The sequence below is a fragment of the Pyxidicoccus sp. MSG2 genome, from assembly GCF_026626705.1.
Taxonomy (GTDB): Bacteria; Myxococcota; Myxococcia; order Myxococcales; family Myxococcaceae; genus Myxococcus.
The window spans coordinates 6661897-6687029 of record NZ_JAPNKC010000001.1; the positions used below are offsets into that span (position 1 = coordinate 6661897).

A 25133-nucleotide genomic window follows, 5' to 3' on the forward strand; every position below is an offset into this window, starting at 1 on the left:
GTCAGATGCCTCCGAAGGTGCTGCCGGTCGGCGGCAGCACGCGGCTGCCGGATGACGCCGGGCCCGCGCCGCCGCCCAATGAGGGCACGAGGGCCATGGGGAGCGAGGGCTGCTGGAACTGCTCCTCGCCGGTGAGCCCCACGCCGTTGCGTCGGGCCTCGAAGCTCTGGGTGTAGCCGTCCACGGTGAAGGCGTGGTGCACGCGGGTGACGTAGTAGAGGCCGCTGTAGCGCTCGCCCACGCCCTTGAGCGTCACCAGCCGCCCGGAGCGCAGCACCGCGAGGTACACGCGCCCGTCGACGTCGCCCTCCACCCGCACGAACTGGCCGGCCCCGGCGAAGGCGCCGCGCAGCCGCGCCTGCAGCTCCTCCCGGGCGGCGGACGGCTGGCGGAGCAGGAACTGGCGGCCCTCGGGCTGGTCTCCCCGCAGGGCCCCCAGCGGCTGGCTCCCCAGGCTCCGCTCCGGCAGGGCCGTGAGCCGCTCCGTCTCCTCGCGCTTCTCGAGCGGGTCCACGCGGCGTACCTCCGCGCTGGTGGCCGGCGTCCCGTCCACCCGGACCTTGAGCTGGGCGACGTTGGTCTCCGCGCCGAACTCCACGGCCAGCAGCTTCTGCGGCGGCTCCTGGAGGTTGGCGCTGCGGAAGTAGCCCTTGTTGCCGCGCACGTAGCACTCGAAGCCGTTGCGCGCCGCCAGCCGCCGGAGGAAGCGGATGTCCGTCTCGCTCTGGAGGATGGTGGCGTTGGCCTCCGCGTGCTGGACGACGGTGTCCTCCACCTCGTAGGTCAGCCCGTACGAGGAGAAGATGGCCTGGGCAATCTCGTGGTCCTTCTTGTTCGCCCAGGCGAGCTGCTTCTCCTCCAGGTCCAGCTTCGCGGACAGGTCCATCCCGGAGACTTCGAGGTAGGGCTCCTGCTGCGCGCCGAAGCCCAGCTCCACGTGGGTGATGAGCCCGTCCACGAGCGTCTGCGTGTCGTCGGGGTAGCCGGCCTCCACGGAGAAGCGCTTCCACACCTGGAAGCGGGGCTCGTCCACGTAGCTCCAGGTGCCGTCGGAGCGGGACACGAGCGCCAGCCGCAGCCGGAACACGTCCGCCCCCGTCACGGACTCCTCCACCGCGAGCTGCACGATGTCGGGCACCAAGTCGTCCTGGGGCGCGCCGTCGATGGAGACGTTGACGACCTCGTTGATCACGGGCTGACCACCCGGTTGCGAGGCACCTGGATTCTCCGTCCCGGCTTCAGGAGCTCGAAGGGGTTGAGCTCCCCCGGGTTGGCGTCCAGCAGGAGCCAGTACTTCTTCGGGTCGTCGTAGAAGCGGTGGGCCAGGTGGTCCAGGCGCTCGCCCTCCAGCACCACGTGCTCGATGACGCCCGGGGAAGGCTCGAGGCGCCGCAGGGCGAGGACCCGCGGATGCTCCCCCTGGCTGTTGACGGGCTCGATGACTTCCGTCCCCGCGTAGCGAGATCCCCGGTAGAGCAAGGCGCGCCTCCTAGCCGATGTTCACCACGGCCCGGGCGAGGTCGGGCGCGTTGAGCAGGTTGAGGCCCGCGAGCAGCTCACGCTGGGCCTGGGTGAAGAGGTAGAACGGGTTGTTCCCGCCAATCACCTGCATGCTCACCCCCACGGTGACGCGGGTGGGGTTGAGGTTGGGGTTGTATTCCACCTCCTGGATGTTCAGGTCCGTGAGGCGCACGGGGTAGATGCGCTGCCGGCCCCACACGAAGATGAGCACCGGCGTGCTGGCGCGGTCCCCGAAGCCGAAGTTGGCGGACAGGCCCAGCAGGCCTCCGAAGACGGACTCGGAGCGCGGGGTAATCATCATCTCCAGCGCGGACAGCGCGGGCAGCACGCCGAACTCGCCGGCGATGGGATTGCCCGCCTCCAGGTCATCCGTGGCGTCGAACCGGATGTCCATGGTGATGGTCTCCGGCGAGCTGCTGGTGCTCTGGGCCTGGCCGAGGCTCTCGTTCTCCGGCGTGCGCTCCTCGGTGCCCCGGCGCGAGCGGGGCGACTGGATGTTGGCGCTCTTTCGCCGGGTGAGCCGCTCCGGGTTGAACTGGAACGGCACGATGAGCGGCGGGAAGGCGAGCAGGTTCGAGTCGACGAACGCGCCCTTGAGCAGCTTCGGTTGGTGGGTGAGCCCGCTGGCCATCAGCGTCCCCCTCCGCGCCGCCGGAGCGCCTCGCCCACCGCGTCCGCGAGCGCCACCGCCAGCGCCTGCTCGTCCATCCGCTGCGAGGTGACCCTCAGCGGAGGAAGGGTGAGCGTGTCGATGCGGCCCTCGCCCAGGTCCTCCCGCTCATGGCGCTCGGCCACGAGCTGGAGCGCCCGCCGGGTGACGTCCCGGGCCCGCTCGGGGCTGAGGTCGAGTCCTTCGAAGCTCACGGTGGCGCGCTCGATGACGGGCATGGCTCACAGCCTCCCCAGGTAGTGACGGGCGGCGGTCTGCCACGCGCCGGCAGGTGCGCCCTGGGGCTCCGGGCGGGCTTCCCGGCGCTCCGGCGCGCGTGGCTCCGACGACATGACGCGGACCTCCAGGTTGCCGATGACCAGCTCCCGCGCCCGGCCTCCGGGGCGGGCCCCGGGCGCCTCGGACGGCCGCGCCCGGGGTGGCACCGGCCCGGGCTGTCGGGACACCGGCACGCGGGGCTCGGCGGGCCTGGCCACGGAGGGTGCGGCGGGAGCCCTGGGTGCGACAGGAGCCTCGGGCGCCGGGGCAGGGGACGGTGCCTGCTGCGCGTGGACCGCCTCGGGCAGGGGGGGCGGGTGGCTCGCTCTCAGTCGCTGGGCGAGGTCCTTCCAGCGCTCCTTGAAGGGCGCGAGCGCGTCGCCCGTGGCGTCCGCGGTCACCGCCTGCAGGCTGCCCTGGGACATGCCCGGCGCCACGGGCGCGGCGCTTCCCCGCGGCCCCACGGAGGCCGGGCTCCCGGGCTCCGCGACGCGGATGTCCGCGTCCCGCAGCGGCGCGGTGCGGGAGGCTTTCGGTGGGCCTGCCTTGGAGCCAGGCGTGGCCGGCGGAGCCCCGGGCGTGGCCTGGCGGACGGGCGTGGCGAGCTCGTCCGGGGAGACCTTCGGCTCGGGCGTCGCGGTGACGGCGGAGTCGGAAGGGGCCTGCGGCGGCTCCGCGTCCCCCCGGGGCGCGCGGGCCTGGCCCGGACGCTGAAGCGCCGCGTCCGCGCCGACGGGCGTGGGCCGCGCCTCCGTAGCGCGTGGCGCGCGTGGCTCCATCCCCCGGGGCGCGTGTGGCTCCATCGCCCGGGCCGCAGGGGCGGGAGGGCGCTGCGCTGGCGGGGGCACCTCCGTGGACTGTACGGAGACGGACACCGACGCCGCGGGCCCGGCCGCGTCTTCCGTCTCCAACGACTCCTCCTCGACGAGGTCCAGCAGGGCGTCGCTCGACTTCGCCGGGGCGCGGGCCGGGGCGCCGAGCGCGCCCAGGGGACGTGCGCCCACCGTGACGAGCTTCTGGAGGAATCGCGTCATGACGCCTCCGCCCGCTCTCGCGCCGACAGGCCGGAGCCCACGTCCAGCGCGTCCCGCAGCAGCCGCACGTAGTGCCGGCGCCGCTCGCGCGTCAGCCCGAGAATCTCTCCGAGCGGCCAGTGGTAGTGGAAGCTCAGCAGGTGCACGGCGCGGTCGAACTCGTGGCGCTGCGAATAAAGGCTCGCCAGGAACGAGGCCGTGGCGTCGAACGTCGTCGGGAACTCCCGCCCGCACTCCGGACAGCGCGCCTCGAGCGTGTCCTCTACGCGCGGGGAGGCCTGCTCCATCGCGGCATCGAGGGCCTCGCGCGCCGCGTCGGGCAGCGCGTCCACGGCGTCCCCGCCCGGGGTGGCCTTGCCGTCGAGGTCGAGGACACACCGCGCCAGGAGCGCCCGCTCGGGGTCCTCCGCGCGGCTGGCCGCCTCCACATCCCCGAGGCCCGGCAGGCGGAAGCCCACCTCCCGCGCGGGGGAGCCCTCCAGCCGGAGCGTGTAGCGCGGGCGGCGGGGACGCTCCTCCACGGGCACCTGCCCCAGCTCGAAGTCCAGGTCCATCTTCGCGCCGCACGCCGCGTCGGGGCACACCAGGACCCGCTCCACGCGCTCGCCGAACGTCAGCCCGTGGAGTCGCAGCACCAGGAAGTCGCAGTCACCCATGGACAGCGTGCGAATCATCGCGCGGCTCGCCCGGTAGGGCCCGATGCGCTTCACGCACCGGGCCAGCAGCATGGTCAGCACACTCACCTGTGACGTCTGGGGCGGCAGCGAATAGAGCCACTCCTCATCTCCGCCCCGCAGCGGGCGGAGGACCACCTCGCGCTGGCAGCCACCCCGCCGGTCCAGCCACCCACCCGGCAGCGTGCACAGGACGCCCGAGGACATCAGGCTTCCGTGGGCTCGGTCACCGAGGTGTCGCGCTCCCAGCCCTCGTTCTCGAGCTTGATGTGCTGGATGGCCACCGCGTTGGCGCTGGCATCCAGGTCCGGGAGCGCCTGGTACTCGGAGACCCAGCAGCGGAAGAGCTTGTACGTATAAACCCGCTGCCCGGCCTCGTTGTAGACGTCGATGCTGATGTCCTTGCGGAAGTTCTTCAGCGAGCCCGCGGCATCCCCCTGGAAGTTGTGGACCAGGTTGGCCCACGCCTCGAAGGTGGGGTCGTGCGTCAGGCCCGCCTCCAGCGTGACGGCCTCGTACGAGGACTTGCCGGGGAGCTTGCGGCTGGTGCTGGGGTCACCGCCCTCGCGCCACTGGGTGACTTCGGTGGTGCGCTTGAGCGCGCTGCACTTGTTGACGCCAGCGACGTATTGCCCGTCCACCTTCACGCGGAACTTGAAGTTCCGGTACGGGTCGAAGCGGTGGGTATTGACCGTGAATTTGGCCATCGCGACTGTCCCTCACTCTCTTTCGCCTACGCTGCGGCCTGGTCCGTCTTCTGGCTGATTCTCAGCACCACGAACTCCGCGGGCCGCAGGGGAGCGAACCCCACCTGCACCGTGACGGTGCCCGCGTTGACCTGGTCCTGCGGGTTGGTGTCCCGGTCGCACTTCACGAAGAAGGCCTGCGAGGGCGTGCTGCCCTGGAAGGCCCCCGCGCGGAACTGCGTCATCATGAAGGCGCCGATGTTGAGCCGCAGGCTGGCCCAGAGGTCCTCGTCGTTGGGCTCGAACACGGCCCACTGGATGCCGTTGTAGATGCTGCGCTCCAGGAAGATGGCCAGGCGCCGGATGGGGATGTAGCGGTACTCCGGGTCGGACTGGGTGGCCAGCGTGCGAGCGCCCCAGATGACGAGGCCCGAGGCCGGGAAGAAGCGCAGCGCGTTGACGCCAATGGGGTTGAGCACGTCCTGCTCGGCGTCGCTCAGTTGCTTCAGCAACCCCACCGCGCCCAGGACGTTCGCCTCCGTGCCGGCCGGTGCCTTCCACACGCCCCGGCGCGCGTCCGTGCGCGCGTACTGCCCGGTGACGAAGCCCGAGGGCGGCACGGGGATGGGCTCCGGCGAGGCGCCGGTGGGGTCCACCATCTTCAGCCAGGGGAAGTACACCGCCCCGTAGGAGCTCTTCACCGTGAGGCTGTTCACGAACGTCTGCGCCGTCTCCTTGGTGTCGACCGTGGCCACCATGTCGCCCACGAAGAAGCAGTCCATGCGCTTCGTGCAGTAGGCCGTGCCGGCCTCCACCACCGCCTTGGAGCCGATGCCGGGCACCGCGAGGATGTTCACGTCCTGCACGCCATCCAGGAGGGGCAGGGCGTTGAGGTAGTCGTTGTCCTGGGGCGTGAGGCCGTCCTTGCCCAGGGTCACCGCCACCGTCGTGCCGCCCACCACGCCGTCCCCGAGCAGGAAGGTGCCATTGGCCGGGCGGAGTATCGCCGAGCCGGTGGTCTCCGAGCCGCCGTTGGTGGTGCCCAGCTTCAGGAGCGTGGCCGCGTTCGCCGCCGTCGGGTCGCTCGTCACCTCCACCGAGGACTGCTTGCCGGTGGAGCCCGAGGTCAGCGTGTAGACGCCCGCGGCGAAGGCGCAGGCGAAGCTGGAGAAGGCCGCCGGATTGGTGCTGGCGCGCTGGCGGCTGAGGCCCTGAACCGCGCCGCGGATGGCCAGGGCAATCTCGTTGCCCGTCGTGCATGGGTCGGCGAGGGTGATGGTCTGCGGCCCGTCACCGTCGATGTTGACCACCAGCGCGCGCTTGCCGGCCGGCAGCGACGTCGCGGCGGAGGCGCCGCTGGTGCTGGTGCCCGCCACGGTCGATTCGTTGGTCGTCTCCACCTTCACCTTGACCAGGCGGGAGCGGGCGTTGACGACGTTGTCGGCGAAGTTCGTGGCAATGGGATTGACGCTCAGGTTGTCGAAGACCTCCACGACGGCGCCGGCCTGCCGGATGGACAGCTTGAACTCGTCGCCCGAGTCCAGGGTGCCATCGGCGACGACGGCCTCGAGGTCATTGCCCCACTTGCCCGCGCTGTTGGCCGTCACCGTGAGCGTCTTCGCGGTCGTGCCCTTCCGGTCGCCGATGGCGACCTCCGCGGCCGCCGCGTCCTTGGAGACGCGCAGGATGTAGAGCCGCTTGCCCCCGTTGTTGAAGTAGTGGAGCGCGGAGTGGGCCAGGAAGCTGTCACCGAGGAAGCCGCCGTAGACGGCCTGGAACTCGATGAAGCTGGTGACCATGAGCGCCCTGTCCAGCGGCCCGCGCTCTGCCTTGCCGACAAACGCCGTGGTCGAGGTGCTCACCCCTTCGAGAGGGCGGACACCGCTGGAAACCTCTTCCACGTAGACACCTGGATGCAGCCGCTCCATAGCTATCCTCGCTTCTTGCGGTTCAGCCCAGCCTGATGAACCTGCCCCCGGCAGGCGGCGCTCTAGGTGTCGTCCCGCGGGCCCTCGCTGGCGCGCTCGACGGCAATCCACTGGCGCTTCAGCAGCGCCTCCACCCAGGTGTTGCGGTCGACCTCCAGCTCGTCGATGGGCCCGGAGGCCTCGTCGGGAGCGAGGTGGATGCTTTCGCCGCTGTTGAGGGAGACCGTGACCAGGCCGCGGGAACGATTGACGACACGTACAGGCATTGGAGATCCCCCACCTGAACTGCGCTGTCCTCGAATGGTGCCGCCCGCTCGACGTGGATGCCTTCACCCCGAGTGATGCGCGATTCAGACCATGTCCCGCATCACGAATGCAAGTGAACTCAGCAGAAATGCATTGGCTTTCATTGACACGGGAAATCAACCACCGCCATGGGACGGCGATGGCGGGTCTTCACGCCACGTTTCCAGGGGGCAGCGGCGTCGGGAAGGCGACGACGGTGGAGAGCGCCAGCGCCTGGCAGGCCTGGGCCAGCTGCTGAGCGCGCACGCCGTTCTCCAGGTCGACGTTGGTGAACGTCGCGCCGAAGGCGCTGGCCGCGAGCGCCGTCCCCGCCGGCGGCCCGGCGGTGCCCGTGCCGAAGAGCTGACCCTGGATGTACGCCGAGAGGGCGGTGGCCAGGTCCTGGCCCGCGGCGAGCGCGCTGCCCGCGTTGAACGCCGAGGCGGCCTGGGTAGCGAGCTGGCCCTTGCGAGCCTGCGCGGTGGTGCAGGGCACCAGGTTGGCCTGCGCGGTGGAGAACCACGTGGCCACCGCGTCGGCGAAGCGGTTCGCGGACTGCTGGACGTTCTCCGGAAAACTACCGCCCTTCGGGACCAGCCAGTTGAGCTCGAGCTGGCTCTTCAGCGTGGCAACCACCAGCGCCATGGTGACTCCCTTCTCCTGCCGCCCCCGACCTGCTTGCGTTGGTATGATATCACTGCGGGTGTGAGCATGAAATCATGCCTCACACATGGGCTTGGGTCGCGCGAAGGAGGCCCCATGGGCAACGTCCGGACGAAGCACGTGGTGACGCCGCACAGCAGCTCACCGTCCATCCTGCGGGCCCAGCGTCAGATTTACAGCCGGGGAAAGACGCCCATCACGGACGAGCGTGGAGGCGTCCGGTCGCTGGACGTGGCGCCCGCGGACGCCCGGACGGCCGGCCGCCACCTGGGCGAGGTGGGGGCGCGCTACGGCGACGACGGCCTGTCCCGCTCCATCCGCGGGCTGGGGGTGACGCGCGGCTGGGACTTCGCCCACGTGGCGTTGGATCATGCGCCCCAGCAGGTGCAGAGCTCCGCCGCGCGGGGAGTGCTCGGCGCGAGCGTGGAGGGCCTGGAGCCCGAGGGAGAGGTGGTGGGCGCCGGAGTGGGGCGCACCATCGGCACGGCCATCGACCGCTCCACCGCGAGCGGTGCGCTGCCGTCGGGCGCCCACGGCAGGCTGAGCGGAGCCTTCGGCCAGACGCTGTCGGGCGTGCGCGTCCACAACGACGCGGCCTCCCACCACGCGGCCCGCATGCTGGGGGCGCGCGCCTTCACCGTCGGCCAGTCCATCTACTTCGGCGAGGGGGAGTACCAACCGTCGACGAGCAGCGGGTTCCACCTGCTGGCGCACGAGACGGCGCATGCGGTGCAGCAGCAGGGCGCCTCGCGGCCCTCCACGGCCCGGCTGGGCGTCTCCGCGCCCTCCAGCGCCGAGGAGCACGAGGCCGACGGGTTCGCCGACGCCGTCTCGCGCGGCCAGGAGGCGCCCGCGGTCCAGAGCCGATCCGCGGGCATCGCCCGGGTGATGCGCGCCATCACCTTCACGCGCAGCAACGACGTGATTACCCGCAACCACCCCACCGCGCAGGAGGACACGGCGGGCGCGACGTTCCAGATTGCCCAGGGCGCGGCGGCGGCGCCGCACTTCGAATGGACCACGGACATCACCATCCACGGCAACGCGGGAGACCCGTTCGCCAACTTCGTGGTCGGCCCCCAGCAGGTCGTGCGCGACTTCTGGCTCAACATCTGGTGGGGCAGCGGCGCGAACCGGACCCACAGGACGAGCCGCGTCACCACGCCCATCCGGGACACCACGCCGGGGGGGACCACGTGGTACCACGACGCGTTTGCCTCCGGGGCCTTTGGTGCCGACGGTGACGTGCGCAGCACGCGCCTGCAGGACACGCCGGGCGTGCGGCGGCAGCCCTACACCAATCCCATCGCGGGGCGCGTGGGCAACAGTGGCTGGTTCAACTGGGGCATGGCCTTCGTCGCCTACGTGACCGCGCAGGACACCACGGCGGGCACCGGCGCGGGGGCCTTCCGGACGCTGGCGCACGTGTACTGGAACCTGAGCGTCTCGGGCACCTTCGATGGCGCGGGGGCCACGGCCGCGAGCCGCGTCACGGTCACCGGCGGCGGCCAGACGAACACCAGCCGTGTCTTCAGCGGCGCCGACAGCAACTTCCCCACGATGCACGGCGGGGCCGTCTTCAACACCCAGGCGAACGCCAACCTGACGACCACGTGACATGAGCAGCCCCGGGCCCGTGTTCCCTTCCAGGGCCGTCGGGCTCTGCCTGGTCGGATGGCTGAACCTGGAGGGGTGTACGCAGCCGGTGAAGGCAGTCCCCGAAGAGGCCATTCCCCCGGCCCCTGCCGAGCGGAGGAAGACGGACATGACGGCGCAACTGGTGGGCACTCCGGGGATTCATCGCCTCCTGGATTCGTTGAAGGGCGCGCCAGGGCTGGTCGTGCTGGAGGCCAGCCGGGCGCCAGGCCTCGCGGAGTCCTTTCTCTCGCCGGGCCCCACCGACGCGCCGGCCGGTCGCCCGCTCGTGCTGCGGGTCCAGCTCACGACGGTGAACACGCCCGACACGCTCTCGCTCGTCGCCGCGCGGGCGGCGGGGACGCGCTTCGAGTTCGAGGTGGAGCACCGCGTCTTCGAGGGCGTCCTCGGGGCCAACGTCCAGGAGCAGGCGGTGCTCGAGGCGCGGCTCGCGCCCCTGCCCCCCGGGCGCTACGAGGTCATCGTCAGGAGACGGGAGCTGGGCTTCTCCCGGCTGGAGCATCCGGAAGAAGCGCAGCCGCGCACCACCACCGCGCAGACCTGGGCCTTCACCGTGAAGCCGTAGCGCCTGGGGGCGCGGGTCTTCTCCGACGAGGACGACGGGTGGAGGTGGGGGGCGCAGGGCGCTCACCGGCGCAGCGTCAGCGGCAGGCGCGCTCCCTCGCGGGACAGGTAGACGCGAGAGGCGAGGCGGCTGCCGTCCCCGGAGGGACGCAACACCGCCTGTCCTCGCAGCCCGGACGCACGCCGCAGCGAGCCCAGCAGCTCCAGGCGGGCCTCGGGCCGGTCGTGCTCCACCTCCAGCACGCACAGCCGCGAGCGGCAGTCCACCCGGGCCAGGTGGGAGCCGGTGAGCTCCGGGAGGCGGAAGGCCTCACCCAGCTGCGCCTCGGTGCGTCCCGCCCACTGCATGTCGCGAGGCTCCGTCGCGGCCGCCGCCTCCAGCTCGGCGTCCAACTCGGCCAGCCGCTCCCGGTGGGCCTGTTCCGCCGAGGCCCGTGCCGCCGCGTCAGGCCGTGCGCCCGGCTCGGTGGGAGCCGGGCCCGCTTCTGGCGACGGCGGCGGGGCGGCCCGTGCGGCGTCCACCCCTTGCGCCCGGTGGTCCTGCTCCTGGCGCAGCGACGCCAGCTCCGCGCGCAGGGCCTTCAGCTCCTGCTCCAGCTCCGCGAGGGCCCGGTCCCCGTGAGGCCCCGGGGGCGGTATGGATTCCTCCAGTGCAGCCCCCCTCATGCTCCACACGCTGGTAGCGGTCATGACGACCACGGCCAGTCCCAGGACACCCCAGCGGACCTGTCGCATCGGCGGTTACTCCGAGACCAGGATGCTGGAGATGACGGAGGAGAGCGTGGTGCCGCCGGCTCCAGGGAACGTCCCGGGGACGCGGCAGCGCACGCTCACGTAGCCATTCGTGCCGGCGAAGACCGAGGGCAGGTTGATGGAGAGGTTGTCCGGCATGGGGACATCGAAGAGCCCGCCGCTCGTGCAGGCGTCGTCATCCGTGATGGGCGTGCCATCGGCCTGCGCCACGGTGGCGACGCAGCAGATGTCGTCGTTCCCGTGGCCGTCCACCACGTTCACGGTGACGGTCATGTCCTCCGTCAGGGCCGGGAAGGTGACGTTGCGCTGAATCGGGCAGACGACCTCGAACGCGTTGCTGGACAGGTTGAGGAGGCGGCCGCTGCGGTAGATGGTCGGCGTGCCGGAGCCCGCGATGCTGATGGGGGTGCACAGCGCGCCCGGGTAGGTCGCATTGCCAGCGGCGGCGGGAAGGGCGCCCAGCAGGGCGAGGGCGATGACCGACTTCGACATGAATCCGTGGGTGTTCTTCATGGGGAGTTCCTCGGGGCACAGGTCTCCGGTGCGAAGCCGCGTCATGCGGTCCGGGGAGACCTGCGTGAGGACTCCTTGAGCAACCGGGATGCCAGCCCTCGAAAGCGGCGCCTTCCGAGGGGACTGCCGGGCCAGGAGCAAACCTTGCACTGTGGGCGGTCCGCGTCGATGCAACGCCTACCTCTTCGTGCAGGAGTTGCATTCGGCGCGCCCGTGGCTCAAGCGCTCCGCGACGCGATGAGCGCGAGGTTGCGCGGAGACAGGCGCGGATCGAAGAGCTGGAGGAGCTCGACCTGGAAGCCCAGCTCCTCCAGGAGGAGCGCGCGATCCAGCAGGAGCACGACCTCCAACGCCCTCGCGAAGCGGTCCCTCAGCAGATGGCAGAGCAGGAGCTCCCGCGTCTCGGCGCGAACGGACACCTCGAAGGCATCCAGCTCGGCGTCCGTCATGCCGGCATCGAGGCCCAGGCGCTCCAGGCGGTCGCGCGCGTAGACGGCGAAGCGTCCGGCATAGAGCGTCCGGGGCGCGTCACCTGCCCTCACGAAGCCGCGCTCGGGGAAGTGCCGCCTCGTCAGGAGATCGAACGCGAAGCGCCACGCGTACACCCGCTTCATCCGCGCGAACTCCTCCTCGGTCTTGTGGTGCCGTCCCCGCGTCGTCAGCGCCAGGGCATGCGGGGTGAAGGGCAGCGGGTGCGCGCTTCCGAAGCGGGAGACGGGGTAATCCCGCGGGGTCTCCAGCTTGTCGTAGCAGCAGCCGATGTTCAGGACGAAGCCCGCCCCCTGGCTCTTGCGAATCTGCGTGAGGGCGAGCGGCCCGCAGGTGTGCAGACCGATGGAGGCCCGGTCCCGGCCGGAGAAGAGCGGATCGAGCTGAGGTTGAAGCCCGTCCTCGACGGAGGCCTGGATGAAACACAGGGTGTCCCCGCCCGGGGGATGGGTTCTCGTCAGCCACCGCCGGCCCTTGTCCTGCAGCGCGGCGTCCCGATCGATGCTGTGGAAGGTCCACCCGAAGGTGCGCGCACAGAGGCGGGCGAGATGTCCCATGCCGCCGCCGATATCGACCGCCTGGTGGATGAAGCGCGTTCTGGGCGCGAGCAGGGCGAGCACCCGCTCGAGCTCGTGGGTCTTCTTGGCGCTGAGTCCCTGCGTCTCCGAGACTGTCAGCGCGTGAAGGCCCTCGTGCCAGGGCAGCGCCGTCAGTTCCTGGAGCGCGCCCAGGAGCGCGCCCAGGGAGGGAGGCGGGACGCCCACGAGCGCCCCCTGGTCCAGCCGCCGCTCGCCCGCTTCATCGAGCGACCGGGCATAGGCCAGCCAGTCCTCGGGATAGGCGGCGCCAGATTCGGGCCAGCCCTGGAGGATGGAGCGGGACCAGAGCGCGGACCAGGGCCGGAGTTGGTGCGTGAGCGCCTCGAGTCGCGCCTGGAAGTCCATGTCGGCTCATCCTATGCGCCGCCGCGCCGCTCCGCCGGTGGGTGCGGTATGGAAGCGAACGGCGGCTTCCTCAACCTCACGCTCCCGGAGTAGCAATCATGTCCAGCAAGCTCGCACCGTTTCTCTGGTTCAACGACAACGCGGAAGAAGCCGCTGGGTTCTACCTCGGCGTCTTTCCGCATGCGCGCAAGGTGAAGGAGCTGCGCTCGAAGGGCGTAGGGCCGTGGCCGGAAGGGAAGATCGCGACCCTCGTCATCGAGCTCGAGGGCCAGGAGATGACGTTCATGAACGGCGGGCCCGCGCACCAGCTCACGCCTGCGTTCTCGTTCTTCGTGCGTTGCGATTCGCAAAAAGAGCTCGACGCGTACTGGGAGAAGCTGATGGCGGGAGGTGGCAAGCCCATGGCCTGTGGCTGGCTGATCGACCGCTTCGGCCTGTGCTGGCAGGTGGTGCCACGCAATGTCGAGGAGCTGTTGAGCCATCCCAAGGCCATGCAGGCCATGATGGGCATGATCAAGATGGACATCGCGGCGCTGGAAGCCGCGGCGCGCGCGAGCTGAGCACTCTGAAAGGAGTGCCACGGTGGCGGGGCTCCGCGGGCGCGTGGGAGGCCCGCCCACCGTCATTGAAAGACGGGTTCGTGGACCTTGCGGCACTGCTCCGGTCCGCGATGAACCGGGCCCAGCTTGTCGAGGGGTGGGGCCACAAGTGCCGCCGTTGCGGCCACTCCGAGCACGGCCCTACCGGCAGTGGACACTGTCCTTTCCTCACCGGGTGCGGTGGGTGCTGTTGAAGGATGCAGGGCTCCTCTCCGACGTTCTTACGTATCCGTACGATGGACGACGTGCTGCGGGGCCTTGAGGAGATGAGCAAGTCAGGTCATCCCTTGTCTGGTGCCGAAGAGAGCTGAGAAGCCGGAGTGGGCGCGCGTCGCCGAGGAGTTCGAAGCGAGCGGGCAGACGCAGCGGGAGTTCGCCGAGAGCCGAGGGCTGCGGCTGAGAACGTTGCAGTCGTAGGTGTACCGGCGTCGGCGCTAGGTGAGTACCGAGGTGGAGCCGCCCATGCGCCTGCTGCCCGTGCAGGTGAGCGGAGCGCCCATGGCGGAGGAGGTGCCGTTGGAAGTGCTCACCGTAGGCGGGGCGCGCGTGAGCTTCGCGTCGGGCACTGACGTCGACTACGTGGCGCGACTGGTGGCGGCCCTGAGGCGTGCGGCGTGCTGACGTTGCCGGCCTCGGTGCGAATCCTGCTGGCCACCGGGCAGGTGGACATGCGCAAGTCGATAGACGGGCTCATGGCCTTGGTACGCACCGCATGGGGCGAGGACGTCTACTCGGGCCACCTCTTCGCCTTCGTCAGCCGGCGAGGAGACCGGGTGAAAATCCTCACCTTCAGCCGAGGCGGCTTCGTCCTGTACTACAAGCGATTGGAGACGGGCCGCTTCCGGCTGCCGCGGGTGGACGCCACCCAGTTGGCGATGCTGCTGGAAGGCATTGACGTGGCCGAGGTGAAGCGCCAGCCCGCCTGGGTGCCCCCGAGGCGGACAGGTAGCTGAGTACGTCACGCGGGTAAGGGCCTACCTCGTGGGGTGTTACGCGCGGGTGCCACGTCAGCTGCCACTCTACCACCATTGCCCCTGGCGCGAGGAGGCCGAAGAGCTCAAGGCCGAGGTGGGCCGTATCGGCGGGGAACTGGACACGCTCAAGAGCCAGATGGCGACCCTCCAGCGCCACGTCTTCGGCAAGAAGGCGGAGAAGCTGCCGACCGTGGCCGCCGCCGAGCTGCGCAAGGAGGCGGCGTGCGCGTAGGCACAGGCGGCACGGGACGAGGCGGCGCTGAAGAAACGACGCGAGCGCGCGGCCCGGAGAGTCGAGGGTGCGCCCATGCGCGAGATTCGCCACACCGTCCCGGCCGAGGAGCGCCACTGCCCCGCCTGCGGCAGCGAGGAGGTGAAGGCGCTGGGCAAGGGCCGTACCACCGAGGTGTACGAATACATACCGGCCCGTTTCGAGCGCCAGGTGCACGTGCAGGAAGTGCTGGCGTGCGCGTGCGGCCAGGGCGTCGTCACCGCGCCCCCGCCCGCGAAGGTGGTGGACAAGGGTGGGTACGGCCCCGACTTCCTGGCCCACGTGGTGACGTCCAAGTGCGCCGACTCCATGCCCCTGCACCGGCTGGCGCAGCGGATTGAGAGGGGCGGCGTCCCCATAAGTCGCAGCACTCTGACGGACCTCTTCCACCTGTCGGCCTCGGTGCTGCTGCCGCTCTCGCGCCACTTGCTGCAATGCATTGCGTCCGCCGAGGTGGTGTGGGCCGACGAGACGCCGCTGCGGGTGCTGGACGTGAAGAAGACGCGGCTGGACTACCTCTGGACGTTCCTCACCCAGCACGAGAAGGGCGAGTGGCTCATCGGCCACCGCTCCAGCATGGGGCGCGGAGGCAAGACGCCCCTGGACGTGCTGGGCGGCACGACGGGCGCGCTCGTGGTGGACGGGTACACCGGCTACAACCCGGTGACGCTGCCCTACGGGCGCACCCGCGTCGGGTGTTGGGCGCATGTCCGTTGCCGCTTCTTCGACGCGCTCGCAACCTCTCCCGAGGCCCGCGAGGCCATGGACCTCATCCTGGCCCCTACCGGGTGGAGGCCCTCGCGCACGAGGCGGACGTGGTGCGCACGGCCGCCCATCGAGAATTGCGCCAGCAGCACAGCGCCCCCGTCCTCGTGCGTCTGCGAGCTTGGTTCGAAGTACTGTCGTCACAGCACCCGCCGAAGGGGCCGCTGGGAGGGGCCATTGCCTACGCGCTAAAGCAGTGGGAGGCGCTGAGCTGCTTCGTCTGCGACGAGCGCCTGCCCTTGGACACCAACCGCAGCGAGGGCGCCTTGAGAAAAGCGGCCCTGGGCCGCAAAAACTTTCTCTTCGTCGGCCACGAAGCCGCGGGAGAGAACCTGGCCGGGCTCTACGTGCTGGTGGCCACCTGCGAGGTCAACGACGTCAACCCCGAGGCGTACCTGGCCGACGTGCTGCTGAACGTGCAGACGCATCCCCAATCGCGCATCGGCGAGCTGCTGCCGCACGAGTGGAAGCGCTTGCGCGCCGCCGACTCCTCCTGAGCCCCTCGCTCAGCTCCATCCCATCCACTCGCTCACGCCCAGGCTCGCGACCACCGTCGAGCACAGCTCCCGTCTGTCCTCAACCGGTCCGGCACGGCGTTCGCCGGACGGATACAGAGCTCGGCGCTCATGCTCTCGACTTCCTCCAAGGAAAACCGGGGGCGTTGCCCTCCAGCAACCGCGCCTTCTCGGCCAGTAGCTCATTCTTCATCATCAGCTCTCCCACCGCGAACCGGCCGCGCTCTGCCGTCCTGTCTTGCTTCTGCTTCTTCACATCCACCTCGCGAGGGGAGGCTATCCCCCAGAGAGGTGTCTCAGGGATCCCTGGGGCGGAGGAGACCCTCCTGCCTCTCAACGCCCCATGCCCACTCCAGCCTCTCGTCGCAACAGGGCTCCTGTTCCTCCTATGCGCTCTTAAATGCCTCCGCGTATACTACCTGCTTGCCAACAGGCCGCCTGACACAGGGGGGAGCATGAAGCACGCAATCGCAGCAATGTGCCTCGTAGTGGCTGCCGCATTCCTGCCGCTGGTTTCACATGCCCAGGACTGCGCCAACCCGAACGCTGTTCCGGTTTCCAGTTCAAATATCAGATTCAGCAGCAAACCAGAGGGCGGGATCGCTGCGACACCAGAAATAGTGATTAGCGCCCAAATCAACGACTCAACTAGAGAAATCTCTCTGTCGGGAATTGATGCTCAACAGGCAATTGCCAATGCACTCAAGACCACGTTTGCTCCGTTTCTGATCGAGCAGAAGATTCCCGGCGCCGCATGTGCGATCCCATTCTGTATCGCTCAGCGCCCTACAATAGACGCAGGCTCGTTCTATTCACTTGACTGCACCGGCCCTGCAGGCGGCATATACTCCTGTCATGCCAAGCCAAATCCACAGGCTGCCGCATTTGAAAATAAATTACCAATCGACAAGGCTGCATTAGCGCTCCCTTCTGCATATGGTCTAGATCCGCAGTCGTTGTCGGTGAATATTGAGTTTGTTTCAGGCAGCGCGTCGGTTCTGTTTTCTTCTGGAAAGTCCTCATTTTCGCTAAGACGGGTACTCGCCCCATGCGATGGGCCTATTCAGACTCAAAAGATACGTTATCCGGTTCAATTGCAAGTTCCGAACCAGGGATTGATCTTTGTTCAACCCATATGGCAACCACTGCTTGGCGATTGCGTTCAGGCCCTCAATTTTCTAGCAAGCGCACAGGCTGCCAAGGTTGAAAAAACAGGCGTGCCCGAGGGACAGGCAGTTGTCTACACCCAATCCAGCGCTTCAGTGTCGGCTACATATACAATAGGATTTAGATTTGGCTCTCAGAGCGGAGCCGCCCCAATTCAATCTTTGCAACAACTCACGCAGCCGCTCGGCGAACTAAAAATCACTCCTCTTCCGCCAACTCAAATTCCCGCTATTGACCAGAGATACAGGTATCTACCCGAATTTCAGACAGAGAATCGACTCCCTCTTGTCTTGATGATAAGCGAAAACATAGCCCAGGTAGGAGCATTTGGAATTAAAGAGCTCCCCTATTTGTTCTTGCGGGACATATTGAGCATCAGTGACCTTAGAGATGTCTATAGCTACTCTTCATGTCAAAAGGCTGGCTGGACGGCCTTCGAGGACACCACTCGCTCCAACGACACCCTCGTGGCAGGACAGCATTTTATTGTCATTGCCTGCAAAGACAATGGCGCAGATCCTGAGGTATACGTAGCAGCAAGAAATGCTTCCGGAAAGCCTGGAATTGTTACCCAGGGGGGAATCAGGAGCATGGCACAAGATGCCTCCAATATAACTCCCTGCCTGCCGGATAATCAGTGCGACTGGTGGCCTGATTTCGTGTCTCAACTAAGGGCAGCCAATTTGCACTACTCGCTTGGGTATCTCTTGAGGCGGAGGTAGACCATGTCCACTAAGGCCTCTTATTTCCTGTCTATGTTTGTTGTCGTCTCCTTTTCCTGGTCTGCGAATGCCCAGACTGTGGATGAGGGCCTGATCTACGTTGGGACATCGGACCCTGATGACATTGCAGCTGTCGAGAGGTGTCGCGAAAAATTCTATCCATCCTTCTCATACAAAGAAGGGGCGGCTACGGGGTTCTATGTCCCATTGCCAATAGTTTTTTGGTTTAGGGATAAGCAGATTAGATGGGGATCTGGGATTGCGTACGACCTTGAGTGGAGGTTTGTAAGGCCACACTGTTCCTCATTAGGGAAAATGACCCTACGAGCCAAACCAGAAGATGGGTTGCAAGTCGGGCTCGTTGTCTCGGCCGCGCCACTAATTGAGTCAACGAAAGAGACCACGCAAACACGAGTTGATGTTGTAACGACAGATCCGCAAACTGGCCAGCCCACTACCACAAGCCAGACATCAGTCAGCAGCAGCACGCAAGCCAATCCTATTTTTAGCCTGGGGACCGGTGTTAAATTGACATATAATTTTAAGACGGATTCTGGCATCCGGCGCGTAAGTCTCGGTGCATATCTAGGATGGCAACTCAATTTATCAACTGGCACGGGTAGCTTGTTTGTAGGTCCCATATTTACAATCAAGTAAATCCTGGGTTGCTGCCGGCCTCTAAACGACAGGGCGTGATTATCGAGCGGCCCGGAGGGGCAGGCATGCGCAGGAGAGCGGGGAAGCGGCAGGAACCCGCTCCGTTCGGCCTTGTGTGCGCAAGAACCAGAAGAAGAAGCGAGCCCTGCCTCAGGGATGGAAACAGCTGGCCGTCTCGCGCAGTCCCTCCTCTAGGGTGTAGCGCGGGGCCCAGCCCAGGAGTCGCCGTGCCTTCTCTCCCTCGAGCGGGGAGGGAGGCGGGCCCCCAGAAGGAGAGCCACTCGTTGGCCGCGGCGGCCTCCCCGTCCTCCGGATATCGGCGTGCGGGCTCCCAACGGGTCAGCCGCTCATCTTCTCCAGCAGGGCCCGCAGCTCCGCCTGCTGTGCGGCGCTCAGGCGTCCGAGCCGCTCACCGAACGCTCCTGACAGCAACGCGGTGCCATGCTGCATCACCTTGCGGCCAGCCGGGGTGAGCTGCAGCCGGTGCCGCCGCAGGTCCTCGGTGTCGATCTCCCGGCGCAGGAAGCCCGCGGCCTCGAGCCGCTTCACGTACAGCGTCACCGTCGGCTTGGGCATGCACAGGGACGCCGCCAGCTCGGCCGGATAGGGGTGCTCGTCCACGTCCGCGAGCACGAACAGCTCCTTCGTCTCCACCCCCAGCGCGGCGATGTCAGCGGCGACGCTGGAAATCACCGACATCAGCAGCCGGTGGTTGAGGGACCAGATTTTCGCCGGGTCGATTTTCGCCATGGCTCCTTGCGCGGAAATTGGTTCATCATTAAACCAGTTCCAGATTGAACCAATTCGCGTTCCCTACAATGTAGCACGCCCCTGGAGCCCATCATGCCTCTCGACCACTACGTGACGCTCGGCCGTTCCGGCCTGCGCGTGAGCCCGCTGTGCCTTGGTGCCATGACCTTTGGTGAGGACCTCGGCTGGGGGTCGAGTGTCGAGGAGTCCCAGCAAATCCTCGACCGGTACATCGAGCTCGGCGGCAACTTCATCGACACCGCGAACTTCTACACGAAGAGCCATTCCGAGAAGATCATCGGCGACCACCTCGGTCGCCACCCCGCCCGGCGAGACCGGCTCGTGATTGCGACGAAGTTCAGTGGGAATCTCTACCCGGGCGACCCGAACGGCGGCGGCTCCGGCCGGAAGTCCATCATCTCGGCCTGCGAGAACTCGCTCCGCCGCCTGCAGACCGACTACATCGACCTCTACTGGCTGCACAACTGGGACATCCATACGCCCATCGACGAGACGATGGCCGCGCTCGAGGACCTCGTCCGGGCCGGGAAGGTCCGCTACCTCGGCGTCTCGGACACGCCCGCGTGGAAGATTGTCGAAGCGAACATGACGGCGCGCTTCCGCGGCTGGTCGTCCTTCATCGGGTTGCAGATTGAGTATTCACTGCTCGAGCGCAGCGTGGAGCAGGAGCTTGTGCCCATGGCCAGGGAGTTCGGGCTCGGAATCACGCCCTGGTCGCCGCTCAAGAGCGGTGCGCTCAGCGGCAAGTACACCCGCGCCAATGCCGGTCAGCTGAAGGGCGACCGGGGCTTCTTCGTGGACACCTTCCTGAACGAGAAGACCTACGCCGTCGTCGACGCGCTCGGGGACATCGCCCGCGCGCACGAGAGCACCGTGGCACGAGTCGCCCTGGCCTGGGTGCAGGCGCAGCCCGGGGTGTCGTCGACCATCATCGGCGCGCGGCGGCTGTCGCAGCTGGAGGACAACGTGGGCGCCCTCGAGGTGAAGTTGACCACTGGGGACCTTCAGCGCCTCGATGCGCTCACCAGGCCCACCTTCGGCTTCCCCCAGAACATGCAGCCCATGTTCCCCGCCATCCACAACGGTGGAACGACGGTGAACGGCGTCTTCGCGCCGCCGTCCGACTTCGGGGTGGTGAAGGGCGAAAAGCCGTACTGACCGAGCAGGGATTGACTTGCTCGTGGCACTCGGCACGTTGGCCTCATTTGGAGTTGGGGCGACGGGCATCCTCGCACGCATCGCTGAAGCCATCACGCGCGAAAGGCCTGTCGGAACGACTGTTGCGATGGGCCGTCACCCGGTACGTTCCCCGTGTACCGCACCGGATCGATTCGACGGACGGGTCGAGATGCCGCGCAATCACATGCGCGGCGGCCAGCGTGGCGTGCCCGCACAAGTCCAGCTCTACTCAGCCCACCCAGTCTTCGGGCGACATGAACGTCAAGGTGCCGATTCCCGAAGCCTCGACAGCAGCCTTGACCTGTTCATGTACGATAATGGCATTGACCGCCTCCGCCAGCCGGAACATCAAGGCTCCTCTGGTTTTCGCCGGGTCTATTGCCAGACTGTCGATGTCCGCCGATATCGTGCGTTCGGTCGATCCGGGAGCAAACCGTGTTGCCTGCAGATCGGCCGCGGCAATGGCGCCTATGATGTTGAATGCCAGGTAGTCCGTGATCTCTTCGCCTGAACGACTGTCGGTAAGGATGACGGGATACACATCGAGGTTGGTCACCCCCGCGGCCACGAGTACGTCGTGCAGGCGCCTGGTCATCAGCGGCAAGGGCGTGTCCCAGAGCTCGGCCAGCATGCTTTGTTTGTCCGTCACCACGCGCGCACGTATCGGCAGGTCCGGCACACTTTCAAGCCGCTCACCCGCATTCCAGAACCTGAATGGATCGTCATCGCGATATTCGATACGCGCCTTATGGCCGTTGGACGAACTGAAACATTCCAGTATGTAGTACATTCCTCAGGCATTCCTTGGTTGGGCCGCGAACGGGGGCGCCCCCACCCGGCCACGGCGGGTGGAGGCGGTGTCCTCGTGTTTCAGGGCTACAGACGGAAGCGCGGCTCCATGCTGCGCTCCGCGTCCAGCTCGGCATCGAGCGTCAGGGAGCGAGCCCCCGCGGCCTGCACGTCCAGCCCCATCCACCGGTAGAGGTGCTCCACGGCCTGGGTGCGCTCGGGCTCGGGCAGGCGGCTGATGCGCGAGCCGTGCTCGCCGCCCGGGACGATGAAGCGGAAGGAGTCATTGCGCTCGCGCACGGAGAAGGCGCCGGAGGACCAGGGGTCATTCTCTCCGTAGATGAAGAGCATCCGCTCCCCCTGGCTGCGCACCCAGTTCTCCACGTGGTGCATGAGGCCGTGGTCGAACCGCTCCCTCACGGGGAAGGACAGGTACGCGCGGGGCTCGTCCTCGCCCGGGTAGCGCAGCAGCCCGTGCAGGTGCCGTGTGGAGAAGCGCGTAAAGCCCAGCTCCGTCGCCGCCTGGTAGTAGTAGGCCGCGTAGTAGTCGAGCCACACGTCGCCGTAGGTGAAGGAGATGCTGACGATGCCGTCCAGGAAGGTGAAGAGCTCCGCCGCCGACGCGTCGGGCGCGGGGACGTCCTCGCAGTAGGGCGTGCCCCAGTATTGCCAGAAGTAGAAGGACGTCTCGACGACGGCGAACTCCAGGGCGCGGTCCCTTCCGCCAATCACGTAGAAGTCCGTGCCCCCGAGGACCACCAGCTCATCCATGAAGGGCATCATCTCCGCGCGGTGCAACAGCACGGCCCGCTGGAAGGCCTGGAGCTTCGCGCGGCAGTCGGCGTCGCCCACCTGCTCGACGAAGCGGGCGTAGCGCCCGTCATCCATCCCGTGGCTGTTGGGTGCGACGTACGGCACGGTGACGTCCACGTCGTCCGGGTAGAAGTAGCGGTGGTACACGGCCGCCATGCCGCCCTTGCTGCTGCCGGTGTTCAGCCAGCGCCCGGAGTACAGCGGCTTGAAGGCCTCGACGATGCGGTGGTAGTCGCCCGCGGCCTGCCGGATGTCGAGCTGCTTCCAGTCATTCGAGGCCGGTCGCGAGGTGCCGAAGAAGCGGTGCTCCAGCGAGAGCTGGTTGGCGCCGAGCAGCGCGGTGGGCTCGGCCCGAGACGGGTTGTCCCCCAGGCCATAGCCGCTCCCAAAGAGCACCATGGGCGCGTCCACCGAGCGGTGCAGCAGATTCACCCGGAGCTGGAAGCGCTCACCCAGGGGACGCTGGTGGTCCGCGGGCTGCTCGAACACCATCCGGAAGAAGCGAGTGCCCGCGTAGGGCGAGGGCCGCTCGTCGAGGACGGTGAGCCCGGGGATGGACTGGAGTCGGGTGAGGATGTCCTCCGAGTCCGCTACCGCCTCCAGCGCGCCCACGGCCCGCGCGGGAGGCTCCGCCGCCGAGGACGCCGCGAGCGTGGCGTCCCCGCAGGACTGCAGCAACACGGCAACAACGAGCCACCCTGCACCCTTGAAAACGCCAACGGCTTCTGACCGCTTCATTCAAGCTCCTGGGGGTAGGTACTTCGCGCGCGAGCGCCCATGCACGGAAGAGCCGCTCCATCGCGGCGCATCCCACATTTTCGGCGCACGGAGCTGAACGGCGAAGTCCTTTTTATTGCACCTGCAACTGCACTACGCCGCGTGGCGGCGGCGCAACCGCGTCACCAGCACCCCGAAGACGGCGTAGGTAGGAGCGCCGCGCCCGCCCGGCGAAGAGGAGGGCGAGGCGCATCAGGTGCGGGGAGGCTTACACGTTGACCGTCTAGCCTTTGAGCGCTGCCTTGATCTTGGCGACGTCGATCTTCTTCATCTGCATCATCGCTTCAAACGCGCGCTTGGCGGCCGCCTTGTCCGGATTGCCCAGGGCTTCGAGGAGCACGCGCGGCGTGATCTGCCACGAGAAGCCCCACTTGTCCTTGCACCAGCCGCAGTCGCTTTCCTGGCCGCCATTGTTGACGATAGCGTTCCAGTAGCGATCGGTCTCTGCCTGGTCCTCGGTGATGACCATCTGGCTGACCGATTCATTGGCCTTGAAGTTGGGGCCGCCATTGAGCCCGACGAATGGCCGGCCGAGCACGGTGAAATCCACCGTCAGCTCCTCGCCTTTCTTCCCGCCTGGGAAATCGGACGTCGCGTCATGGGCCGGCCCGACTTTGCTGTCGGGGAAGACGGACGCGTAGAATTCGGCGGCCTTGCGGGCCTCGCCTTTGTCGTACCACAGGCAGGTGATCAGCTTTTCGTGGGCCATGATGATCTCTCCTTGAGACTTCCTTCACTGCACGAGGCGTGGCCCCGAGGGGCGCGCCCCACTGCGCCGGGTTGTGAAAGGAGGCGCAGATTAAGCCTTGCCGACCAGGGCGAACCCGGCGCCCCGCGGGTCGTGTCCGATAATGTGAAGTATGGGGCCCTCTTGCTCGGCGGCGGACTGACCTACTCCGTCTTCGCCGTCTGCTGACGCTTCTTCGCCTCGGCCTGCGCGGCGGTGTCGAGGTCGGCGAGGCCCTGCTCCATGCTCTTGCCGATGAACCCGTCCATGAAGGGCGACATCACCTTGCCCATCAGCGTGTTCGGCCCCTCCATGGTCCAGGTGACGCGGGTGCCCTTCTCGTTCGCCTCGAGCTTGAAGTTCGCCTGGTTCGTGGCCGGGAAGGGCGCGATGAACTCGAGCTTGATGGAGACCAGCTCTCCGGGCCGGCTCTCCAGGATGGTCATCCGGCCCTCGCCGATGTTGCGGTCCCCCTTGTACGCGTAGACGGCGCCGGGGCCCGAGGCGGGGCCCTCGAAGGTCCTCGCCAGGTTCGGGTCGAGCTTCTCGTAGGGCGACCACTGCTGCCACTGACGGAACTCGTTGATGAGCGCGAACGTGGCATCCGCGGGCGCACTGAGCTGGACGCTCCGCTCGACGTAGAAGCGGTCCGGACGCGTGGAGATGTAGACGACCAGGGCGGCGACGAGGATGGCGGCGGCGATTCCGAGCTTCTTGAGCATGGGCGGGTCTCTCGTGTGATTGCTGCCTTCAACACGGCGACGAACAGGGCCCGGGGAGATCGACACTCCGGTGATTTATTTTCGCCGCCCGCCCAACCCACTGGGATTCCACGCCAATTTCCCATCCCCACCGGTCCGGAAATGAAAAGCCCCTCCGCGCGGGGGGCACGGAGGGGCCGGATTTCGAGGCTGCGTCAGCATCCGAGAAGACGCTGATGGGCGACCTCGGGGTCGCGCGAATGGCACCGGAAACGAGGGTAGGCTCGCCGCGGGTGGATGGACCGCATTCCTCCTCACGAGACCCTCATGGCGCCTGGCAACCTGAAAGAAGCCCGGCCCGCCGACGTGAGCGCATCCTCGTGGCGCGTTTCGTTGCGGGAGTGAATCGGGAGCAGGAGGCACTGGAGCATCGCCGCCGCCGCGGTACCCGTGGTGGCGATGGGACTCGCGTGGTTGCTGAGCACGCGGCACGGAGGCGTCCCCACGGAGGCGGGAGTCTCCATGCAACTGGAGGCAAGGGACGGCGGCACGGCGGCCGTCGGGGACTCCGCCCTGACGGCGCCTTCGTCCTCCGCCGCGCCACCCTCCGCGTGGGCGACCATCGCCCTCGACGTTCCCCCCAAGCCCTTCCAGGGACAGCGGCGGACGGATTCCAATGGCAGCTGCCCAAGCCAGGGGCAGGTTCCCATCCAGGGGCACTGCTGGCTGAAGCAGGCCCTGGACCGGAAGGGCTGTGACGAGAACGGCTACCTGTACAAGGACGGGGAGTGCTACGCGCCCGTGTTCCCGACGGCTCGCCCTTCCACGTCGAACCCCCGAGGACTGAAGTGAGTCACCCCTTGGGCGAACCGACCGCTCCGCACGGGGCGTGTACCCGAGCCGGACATTGGCAGCCTCACCATCCCCAGGGCCGGGCGCCGGGCCGGAGGAGAGGCGGTGCAGCCTCATGCGTCCACCCATCTCCACCGCCCTGAAAAATACCTGGGACGCACGTCGGGACACGCTCTCTCTTTTTTGAAAGCCCGGGGCAGCCCTTGGCCGCCCCCT

The 25133-nt window shown here is 67.6% G+C and carries 28 protein-coding genes and 1 pseudogene; 10 read left to right on the forward strand and 19 right to left on the reverse strand.

The annotated features are described in order from the left end of the window. Position 1: 1 nt before the first annotated feature. The 10 genes from OV427_RS26230 to OV427_RS26275 all read right to left on the reverse strand — a co-directional run bounded on the left by OV427_RS26230 (position 2) and on the right by OV427_RS26275 (position 7701). Complete coding sequence (locus tag OV427_RS26230; protein WP_267858907.1) at positions 2-1192, reverse strand: phage late control D family protein; 1191 nt, start codon at positions 1190-1192, stop codon at positions 2-4. Continuing rightward, entirely contained in the window at positions 1189-1479 is a 291-nt protein-coding gene (locus tag OV427_RS26235) for a LysM peptidoglycan-binding domain-containing protein (protein WP_267858908.1), read from the reverse strand. Before OV427_RS26235 ends, OV427_RS26230 begins: the two co-directional genes overlap by 4 nt. 10 nt (positions 1480-1489) lie before the next feature. Beyond that, positions 1490-2152 (reverse strand): hypothetical protein, encoded by a 663-nt coding sequence (locus OV427_RS26240; RefSeq protein ID WP_267858909.1) that lies wholly within the window; start codon positions 2150-2152, stop codon positions 1490-1492. After that, the gene (locus OV427_RS26245; protein ID WP_267858911.1) at positions 2152-2409 is read right to left on the reverse strand and encodes a hypothetical protein; all 258 of its coding nucleotides are present in this window, start codon (positions 2407-2409) and stop codon (positions 2152-2154) included. Before OV427_RS26245 ends, OV427_RS26240 begins: the two co-directional genes overlap by 1 nt. Positions 2410-2412: 3 nt before the next feature. Continuing rightward, positions 2413-3483, reverse strand: coding sequence for a hypothetical protein (locus OV427_RS26250; RefSeq protein ID WP_267858912.1), 1071 nt, complete (start codon positions 3481-3483; stop codon positions 2413-2415). Then, positions 3480-4364 carry a hypothetical protein gene (locus OV427_RS26255; protein WP_267858913.1) on the reverse strand — a complete coding sequence of 295 codons (885 nt, stop codon included), beginning with the start codon at positions 4362-4364 and terminating at the stop codon, positions 3480-3482. Before OV427_RS26255 ends, OV427_RS26250 begins: the two co-directional genes overlap by 4 nt. Continuing rightward, on the reverse strand, positions 4364-4864 hold the full coding sequence (locus OV427_RS26260) for a phage tail protein (RefSeq protein ID WP_267858914.1): 501 nt from the start codon (positions 4862-4864) through the stop codon (positions 4364-4366). Before OV427_RS26260 ends, OV427_RS26255 begins: the two co-directional genes overlap by 1 nt. A 26-nt stretch (positions 4865-4890) precedes the next feature. After that, complete coding sequence (locus OV427_RS26265) at positions 4891-6705, reverse strand: phage tail sheath subtilisin-like domain-containing protein (RefSeq protein WP_267858916.1); 1815 nt, start codon at positions 6703-6705, stop codon at positions 4891-4893. A 128-nt stretch (positions 6706-6833) separates the two neighbouring features. Then, positions 6834-7037 carry a hypothetical protein gene (locus OV427_RS26270; RefSeq protein ID WP_267858918.1) on the reverse strand — a complete coding sequence of 68 codons (204 nt, stop codon included), beginning with the start codon at positions 7035-7037 and terminating at the stop codon, positions 6834-6836. Between the two features lie 190 nt (positions 7038-7227). Beyond that, entirely contained in the window at positions 7228-7701 is a 474-nt protein-coding gene (locus tag OV427_RS26275; RefSeq protein ID WP_267858919.1) for a hypothetical protein, read from the reverse strand. 114 nt (positions 7702-7815) lie between these two features. Between OV427_RS26275 and OV427_RS26280 the strand changes: the two genes are divergently transcribed. Together OV427_RS26280 and OV427_RS26285 are read left to right on the forward strand one after the other, a co-directional pair. Then, positions 7816-9336, forward strand: coding sequence for a DUF4157 domain-containing protein (locus OV427_RS26280; RefSeq protein ID WP_267858920.1), 1521 nt, complete (start codon positions 7816-7818; stop codon positions 9334-9336). 148 nt (positions 9337-9484) lie between these two features. Next, positions 9485-9940 (forward strand): hypothetical protein, encoded by a 456-nt coding sequence (locus tag OV427_RS26285; RefSeq protein WP_267858921.1) that lies wholly within the window; start codon positions 9485-9487, stop codon positions 9938-9940. A gap of 62 nt (positions 9941-10002) precedes the next feature. Here the strand turns inward: OV427_RS26285 and OV427_RS26290 are convergent, their stop codons facing one another. From OV427_RS26290 to OV427_RS26300, 3 genes are all read right to left on the reverse strand, one after another. Next, entirely contained in the window at positions 10003-10674 is a 672-nt protein-coding gene (locus OV427_RS26290; RefSeq protein ID WP_267858922.1) for a hypothetical protein, read from the reverse strand. Positions 10675-10680: 6 nt separating this feature from the next. Then, positions 10681-11205, reverse strand: coding sequence for a hypothetical protein (locus tag OV427_RS26295; protein ID WP_267858923.1), 525 nt, complete (start codon positions 11203-11205; stop codon positions 10681-10683). A 218-nt stretch (positions 11206-11423) separates the two neighbouring features. Then, entirely contained in the window at positions 11424-12638 is a 1215-nt protein-coding gene (locus OV427_RS26300; RefSeq protein ID WP_267858924.1) for a methyltransferase, read from the reverse strand. A gap of 98 nt (positions 12639-12736) precedes the next feature. On the opposite strand from OV427_RS26300, the gene OV427_RS26305 reads away from it, so the two are divergent. The 5 genes and pseudogenes from OV427_RS26305 to tnpC all read left to right on the forward strand — a co-directional run bounded on the left by OV427_RS26305 (position 12737) and on the right by tnpC (position 15744). Further along, on the forward strand, positions 12737-13198 hold the full coding sequence (locus OV427_RS26305) for a VOC family protein (RefSeq protein ID WP_267858925.1): 462 nt from the start codon (positions 12737-12739) through the stop codon (positions 13196-13198). Positions 13199-13531: 333 nt separating this feature from the next. Then, a complete protein-coding gene (locus OV427_RS26310) occupies positions 13532-13654 on the forward strand; it encodes a hypothetical protein (RefSeq protein WP_267858926.1) in 123 nt (40 codons plus the stop codon). Between the two features lie 45 nt (positions 13655-13699). Continuing rightward, entirely contained in the window at positions 13700-13858 is a 159-nt protein-coding gene (locus tag OV427_RS26315) for a hypothetical protein (RefSeq protein ID WP_267858927.1), read from the forward strand. Continuing rightward, positions 13852-14190: an IS66 family insertion sequence element accessory protein TnpB gene (tnpB, locus tag OV427_RS26320; protein ID WP_267858928.1), complete on the forward strand. Its 339-nt coding sequence runs from the start codon at positions 13852-13854 to the stop codon at positions 14188-14190. The genes OV427_RS26315 and tnpB overlap by 7 nt, the downstream gene beginning before the upstream one ends. A 157-nt stretch (positions 14191-14347) precedes the next feature. Then, positions 14348-15744 (forward strand): annotated as a pseudogene (gene tnpC, locus OV427_RS26325) (IS66 family transposase). Positions 15745-15871: 127 nt separating this feature from the next. Here tnpC and OV427_RS26330 read toward each other — a convergent pair. Beyond that, a complete protein-coding gene (locus OV427_RS26330) occupies positions 15872-16018 on the reverse strand; it encodes a hypothetical protein (protein ID WP_267858929.1) in 147 nt (48 codons plus the stop codon). A gap of 199 nt (positions 16019-16217) precedes the next feature. On the opposite strand from OV427_RS26330, the gene OV427_RS26335 reads away from it, so the two are divergent. Further along, entirely contained in the window at positions 16218-17651 is a 1434-nt protein-coding gene (locus tag OV427_RS26335; protein ID WP_267858930.1) for a hypothetical protein, read from the forward strand. A 996-nt stretch (positions 17652-18647) separates the two neighbouring features. Here OV427_RS26335 and OV427_RS26340 read toward each other — a convergent pair. Beyond that, positions 18648-19058, reverse strand: coding sequence for a MarR family winged helix-turn-helix transcriptional regulator (locus tag OV427_RS26340; RefSeq protein WP_267858931.1), 411 nt, complete (start codon positions 19056-19058; stop codon positions 18648-18650). 93 nt (positions 19059-19151) lie between these two features. Here OV427_RS26340 and OV427_RS26345 point away from each other — a divergent pair, with 93 nt between their 5' ends. Next, positions 19152-20237, forward strand: a complete 1086-nt coding sequence (locus OV427_RS26345) for an aldo/keto reductase (protein ID WP_267858932.1) — start codon at positions 19152-19154, stop codon at positions 20235-20237. A gap of 250 nt (positions 20238-20487) precedes the next feature. Here the strand turns inward: OV427_RS26345 and OV427_RS26350 are convergent, their stop codons facing one another. From OV427_RS26350 to OV427_RS26365, 4 genes are all read right to left on the reverse strand, one after another. Then, positions 20488-21048, reverse strand: coding sequence for an imm11 family protein (locus OV427_RS26350; protein WP_267858933.1), 561 nt, complete (start codon positions 21046-21048; stop codon positions 20488-20490). An 86-nt stretch (positions 21049-21134) separates the two neighbouring features. Continuing rightward, positions 21135-22598 (reverse strand): S28 family serine protease, encoded by a 1464-nt coding sequence (locus tag OV427_RS26355; protein WP_267858934.1) that lies wholly within the window; start codon positions 22596-22598, stop codon positions 21135-21137. 262 nt (positions 22599-22860) lie between these two features. Continuing rightward, on the reverse strand, positions 22861-23346 hold the full coding sequence (locus tag OV427_RS26360) for a VOC family protein (protein WP_267858935.1): 486 nt from the start codon (positions 23344-23346) through the stop codon (positions 22861-22863). 182 nt (positions 23347-23528) lie between these two features. Next, the gene (locus OV427_RS26365) at positions 23529-24086 is read right to left on the reverse strand and encodes an SRPBCC family protein (protein ID WP_267858936.1); all 558 of its coding nucleotides are present in this window, start codon (positions 24084-24086) and stop codon (positions 23529-23531) included. Between the two features lie 501 nt (positions 24087-24587). On the opposite strand from OV427_RS26365, the gene OV427_RS26370 reads away from it, so the two are divergent. Then, the gene (locus OV427_RS26370) at positions 24588-24917 is read left to right on the forward strand and encodes a hypothetical protein (protein ID WP_267858937.1); all 330 of its coding nucleotides are present in this window, start codon (positions 24588-24590) and stop codon (positions 24915-24917) included. The last annotated feature ends 216 nt before the right edge of the window (positions 24918-25133 follow it).

What these genes read in the sequence shown, in the direction of transcription:
- OV427_RS26240 (WP_267858909.1), bottom strand. Translation starts at nt 2,152, where the DNA reads ATGGCCAGCGGGCTCACCCACCAACCGAAGCTGCTCAAGGGCGCGTTC.
- OV427_RS26245 (WP_267858911.1), bottom strand. Translation starts at nt 2,409, where the DNA reads ATGCCCGTCATCGAGCGCGCCACCGTGAGCTTCGAAGGACTCGACCTC.
- OV427_RS26250 (WP_267858912.1), bottom strand. Translation starts at nt 3,483, where the DNA reads ATGACGCGATTCCTCCAGAAGCTCGTCACGGTGGGCGCACGTCCCCTG.
- OV427_RS26255 (WP_267858913.1), bottom strand. Translation starts at nt 4,364, where the DNA reads ATGTCCTCGGGCGTCCTGTGCACGCTGCCGGGTGGGTGGCTGGACCGG.
- OV427_RS26260 (WP_267858914.1), bottom strand. Translation starts at nt 4,864, where the DNA reads ATGGCCAAATTCACGGTCAATACCCACCGCTTCGACCCGTACCGGAAC.
- OV427_RS26270 (WP_267858918.1), bottom strand. Translation starts at nt 7,037, where the DNA reads ATGCCTGTACGTGTCGTCAATCGTTCCCGCGGCCTGGTCACGGTCTCC.
- OV427_RS26275 (WP_267858919.1), bottom strand. Translation starts at nt 7,701, where the DNA reads ATGGCGCTGGTGGTTGCCACGCTGAAGAGCCAGCTCGAGCTCAACTGG.
- OV427_RS26280 (WP_267858920.1), top strand. Translation starts at nt 7,816, where the DNA reads ATGGGCAACGTCCGGACGAAGCACGTGGTGACGCCGCACAGCAGCTCA.
- OV427_RS26285 (WP_267858921.1), top strand. Translation starts at nt 9,485, where the DNA reads ATGACGGCGCAACTGGTGGGCACTCCGGGGATTCATCGCCTCCTGGAT.
- OV427_RS26290 (WP_267858922.1), bottom strand. Translation starts at nt 10,674, where the DNA reads ATGCGACAGGTCCGCTGGGGTGTCCTGGGACTGGCCGTGGTCGTCATG.
- OV427_RS26295 (WP_267858923.1), bottom strand. Translation starts at nt 11,205, where the DNA reads ATGAAGAACACCCACGGATTCATGTCGAAGTCGGTCATCGCCCTCGCC.
- OV427_RS26300 (WP_267858924.1), bottom strand. Translation starts at nt 12,638, where the DNA reads ATGGACTTCCAGGCGCGACTCGAGGCGCTCACGCACCAACTCCGGCCC.
- OV427_RS26305 (WP_267858925.1), top strand. Translation starts at nt 12,737, where the DNA reads ATGTCCAGCAAGCTCGCACCGTTTCTCTGGTTCAACGACAACGCGGAA.
- OV427_RS26315 (WP_267858927.1), top strand. Translation starts at nt 13,700, where the DNA reads ATGCGCCTGCTGCCCGTGCAGGTGAGCGGAGCGCCCATGGCGGAGGAG.
- OV427_RS26335 (WP_267858930.1), top strand. Translation starts at nt 16,218, where the DNA reads ATGAAGCACGCAATCGCAGCAATGTGCCTCGTAGTGGCTGCCGCATTC.
- OV427_RS26340 (WP_267858931.1), bottom strand. Translation starts at nt 19,058, where the DNA reads ATGGCGAAAATCGACCCGGCGAAAATCTGGTCCCTCAACCACCGGCTG.
- OV427_RS26345 (WP_267858932.1), top strand. Translation starts at nt 19,152, where the DNA reads ATGCCTCTCGACCACTACGTGACGCTCGGCCGTTCCGGCCTGCGCGTG.
- OV427_RS26350 (WP_267858933.1), bottom strand. Translation starts at nt 21,048, where the DNA reads ATGTACTACATACTGGAATGTTTCAGTTCGTCCAACGGCCATAAGGCG.
- OV427_RS26355 (WP_267858934.1), bottom strand. Translation starts at nt 22,598, where the DNA reads ATGAAGCGGTCAGAAGCCGTTGGCGTTTTCAAGGGTGCAGGGTGGCTC.
- OV427_RS26360 (WP_267858935.1), bottom strand. Translation starts at nt 23,346, where the DNA reads ATGGCCCACGAAAAGCTGATCACCTGCCTGTGGTACGACAAAGGCGAG.
- OV427_RS26365 (WP_267858936.1), bottom strand. Translation starts at nt 24,086, where the DNA reads ATGCTCAAGAAGCTCGGAATCGCCGCCGCCATCCTCGTCGCCGCCCTG.
- OV427_RS26370 (WP_267858937.1), top strand. Translation starts at nt 24,588, where the DNA reads ATGCAACTGGAGGCAAGGGACGGCGGCACGGCGGCCGTCGGGGACTCC.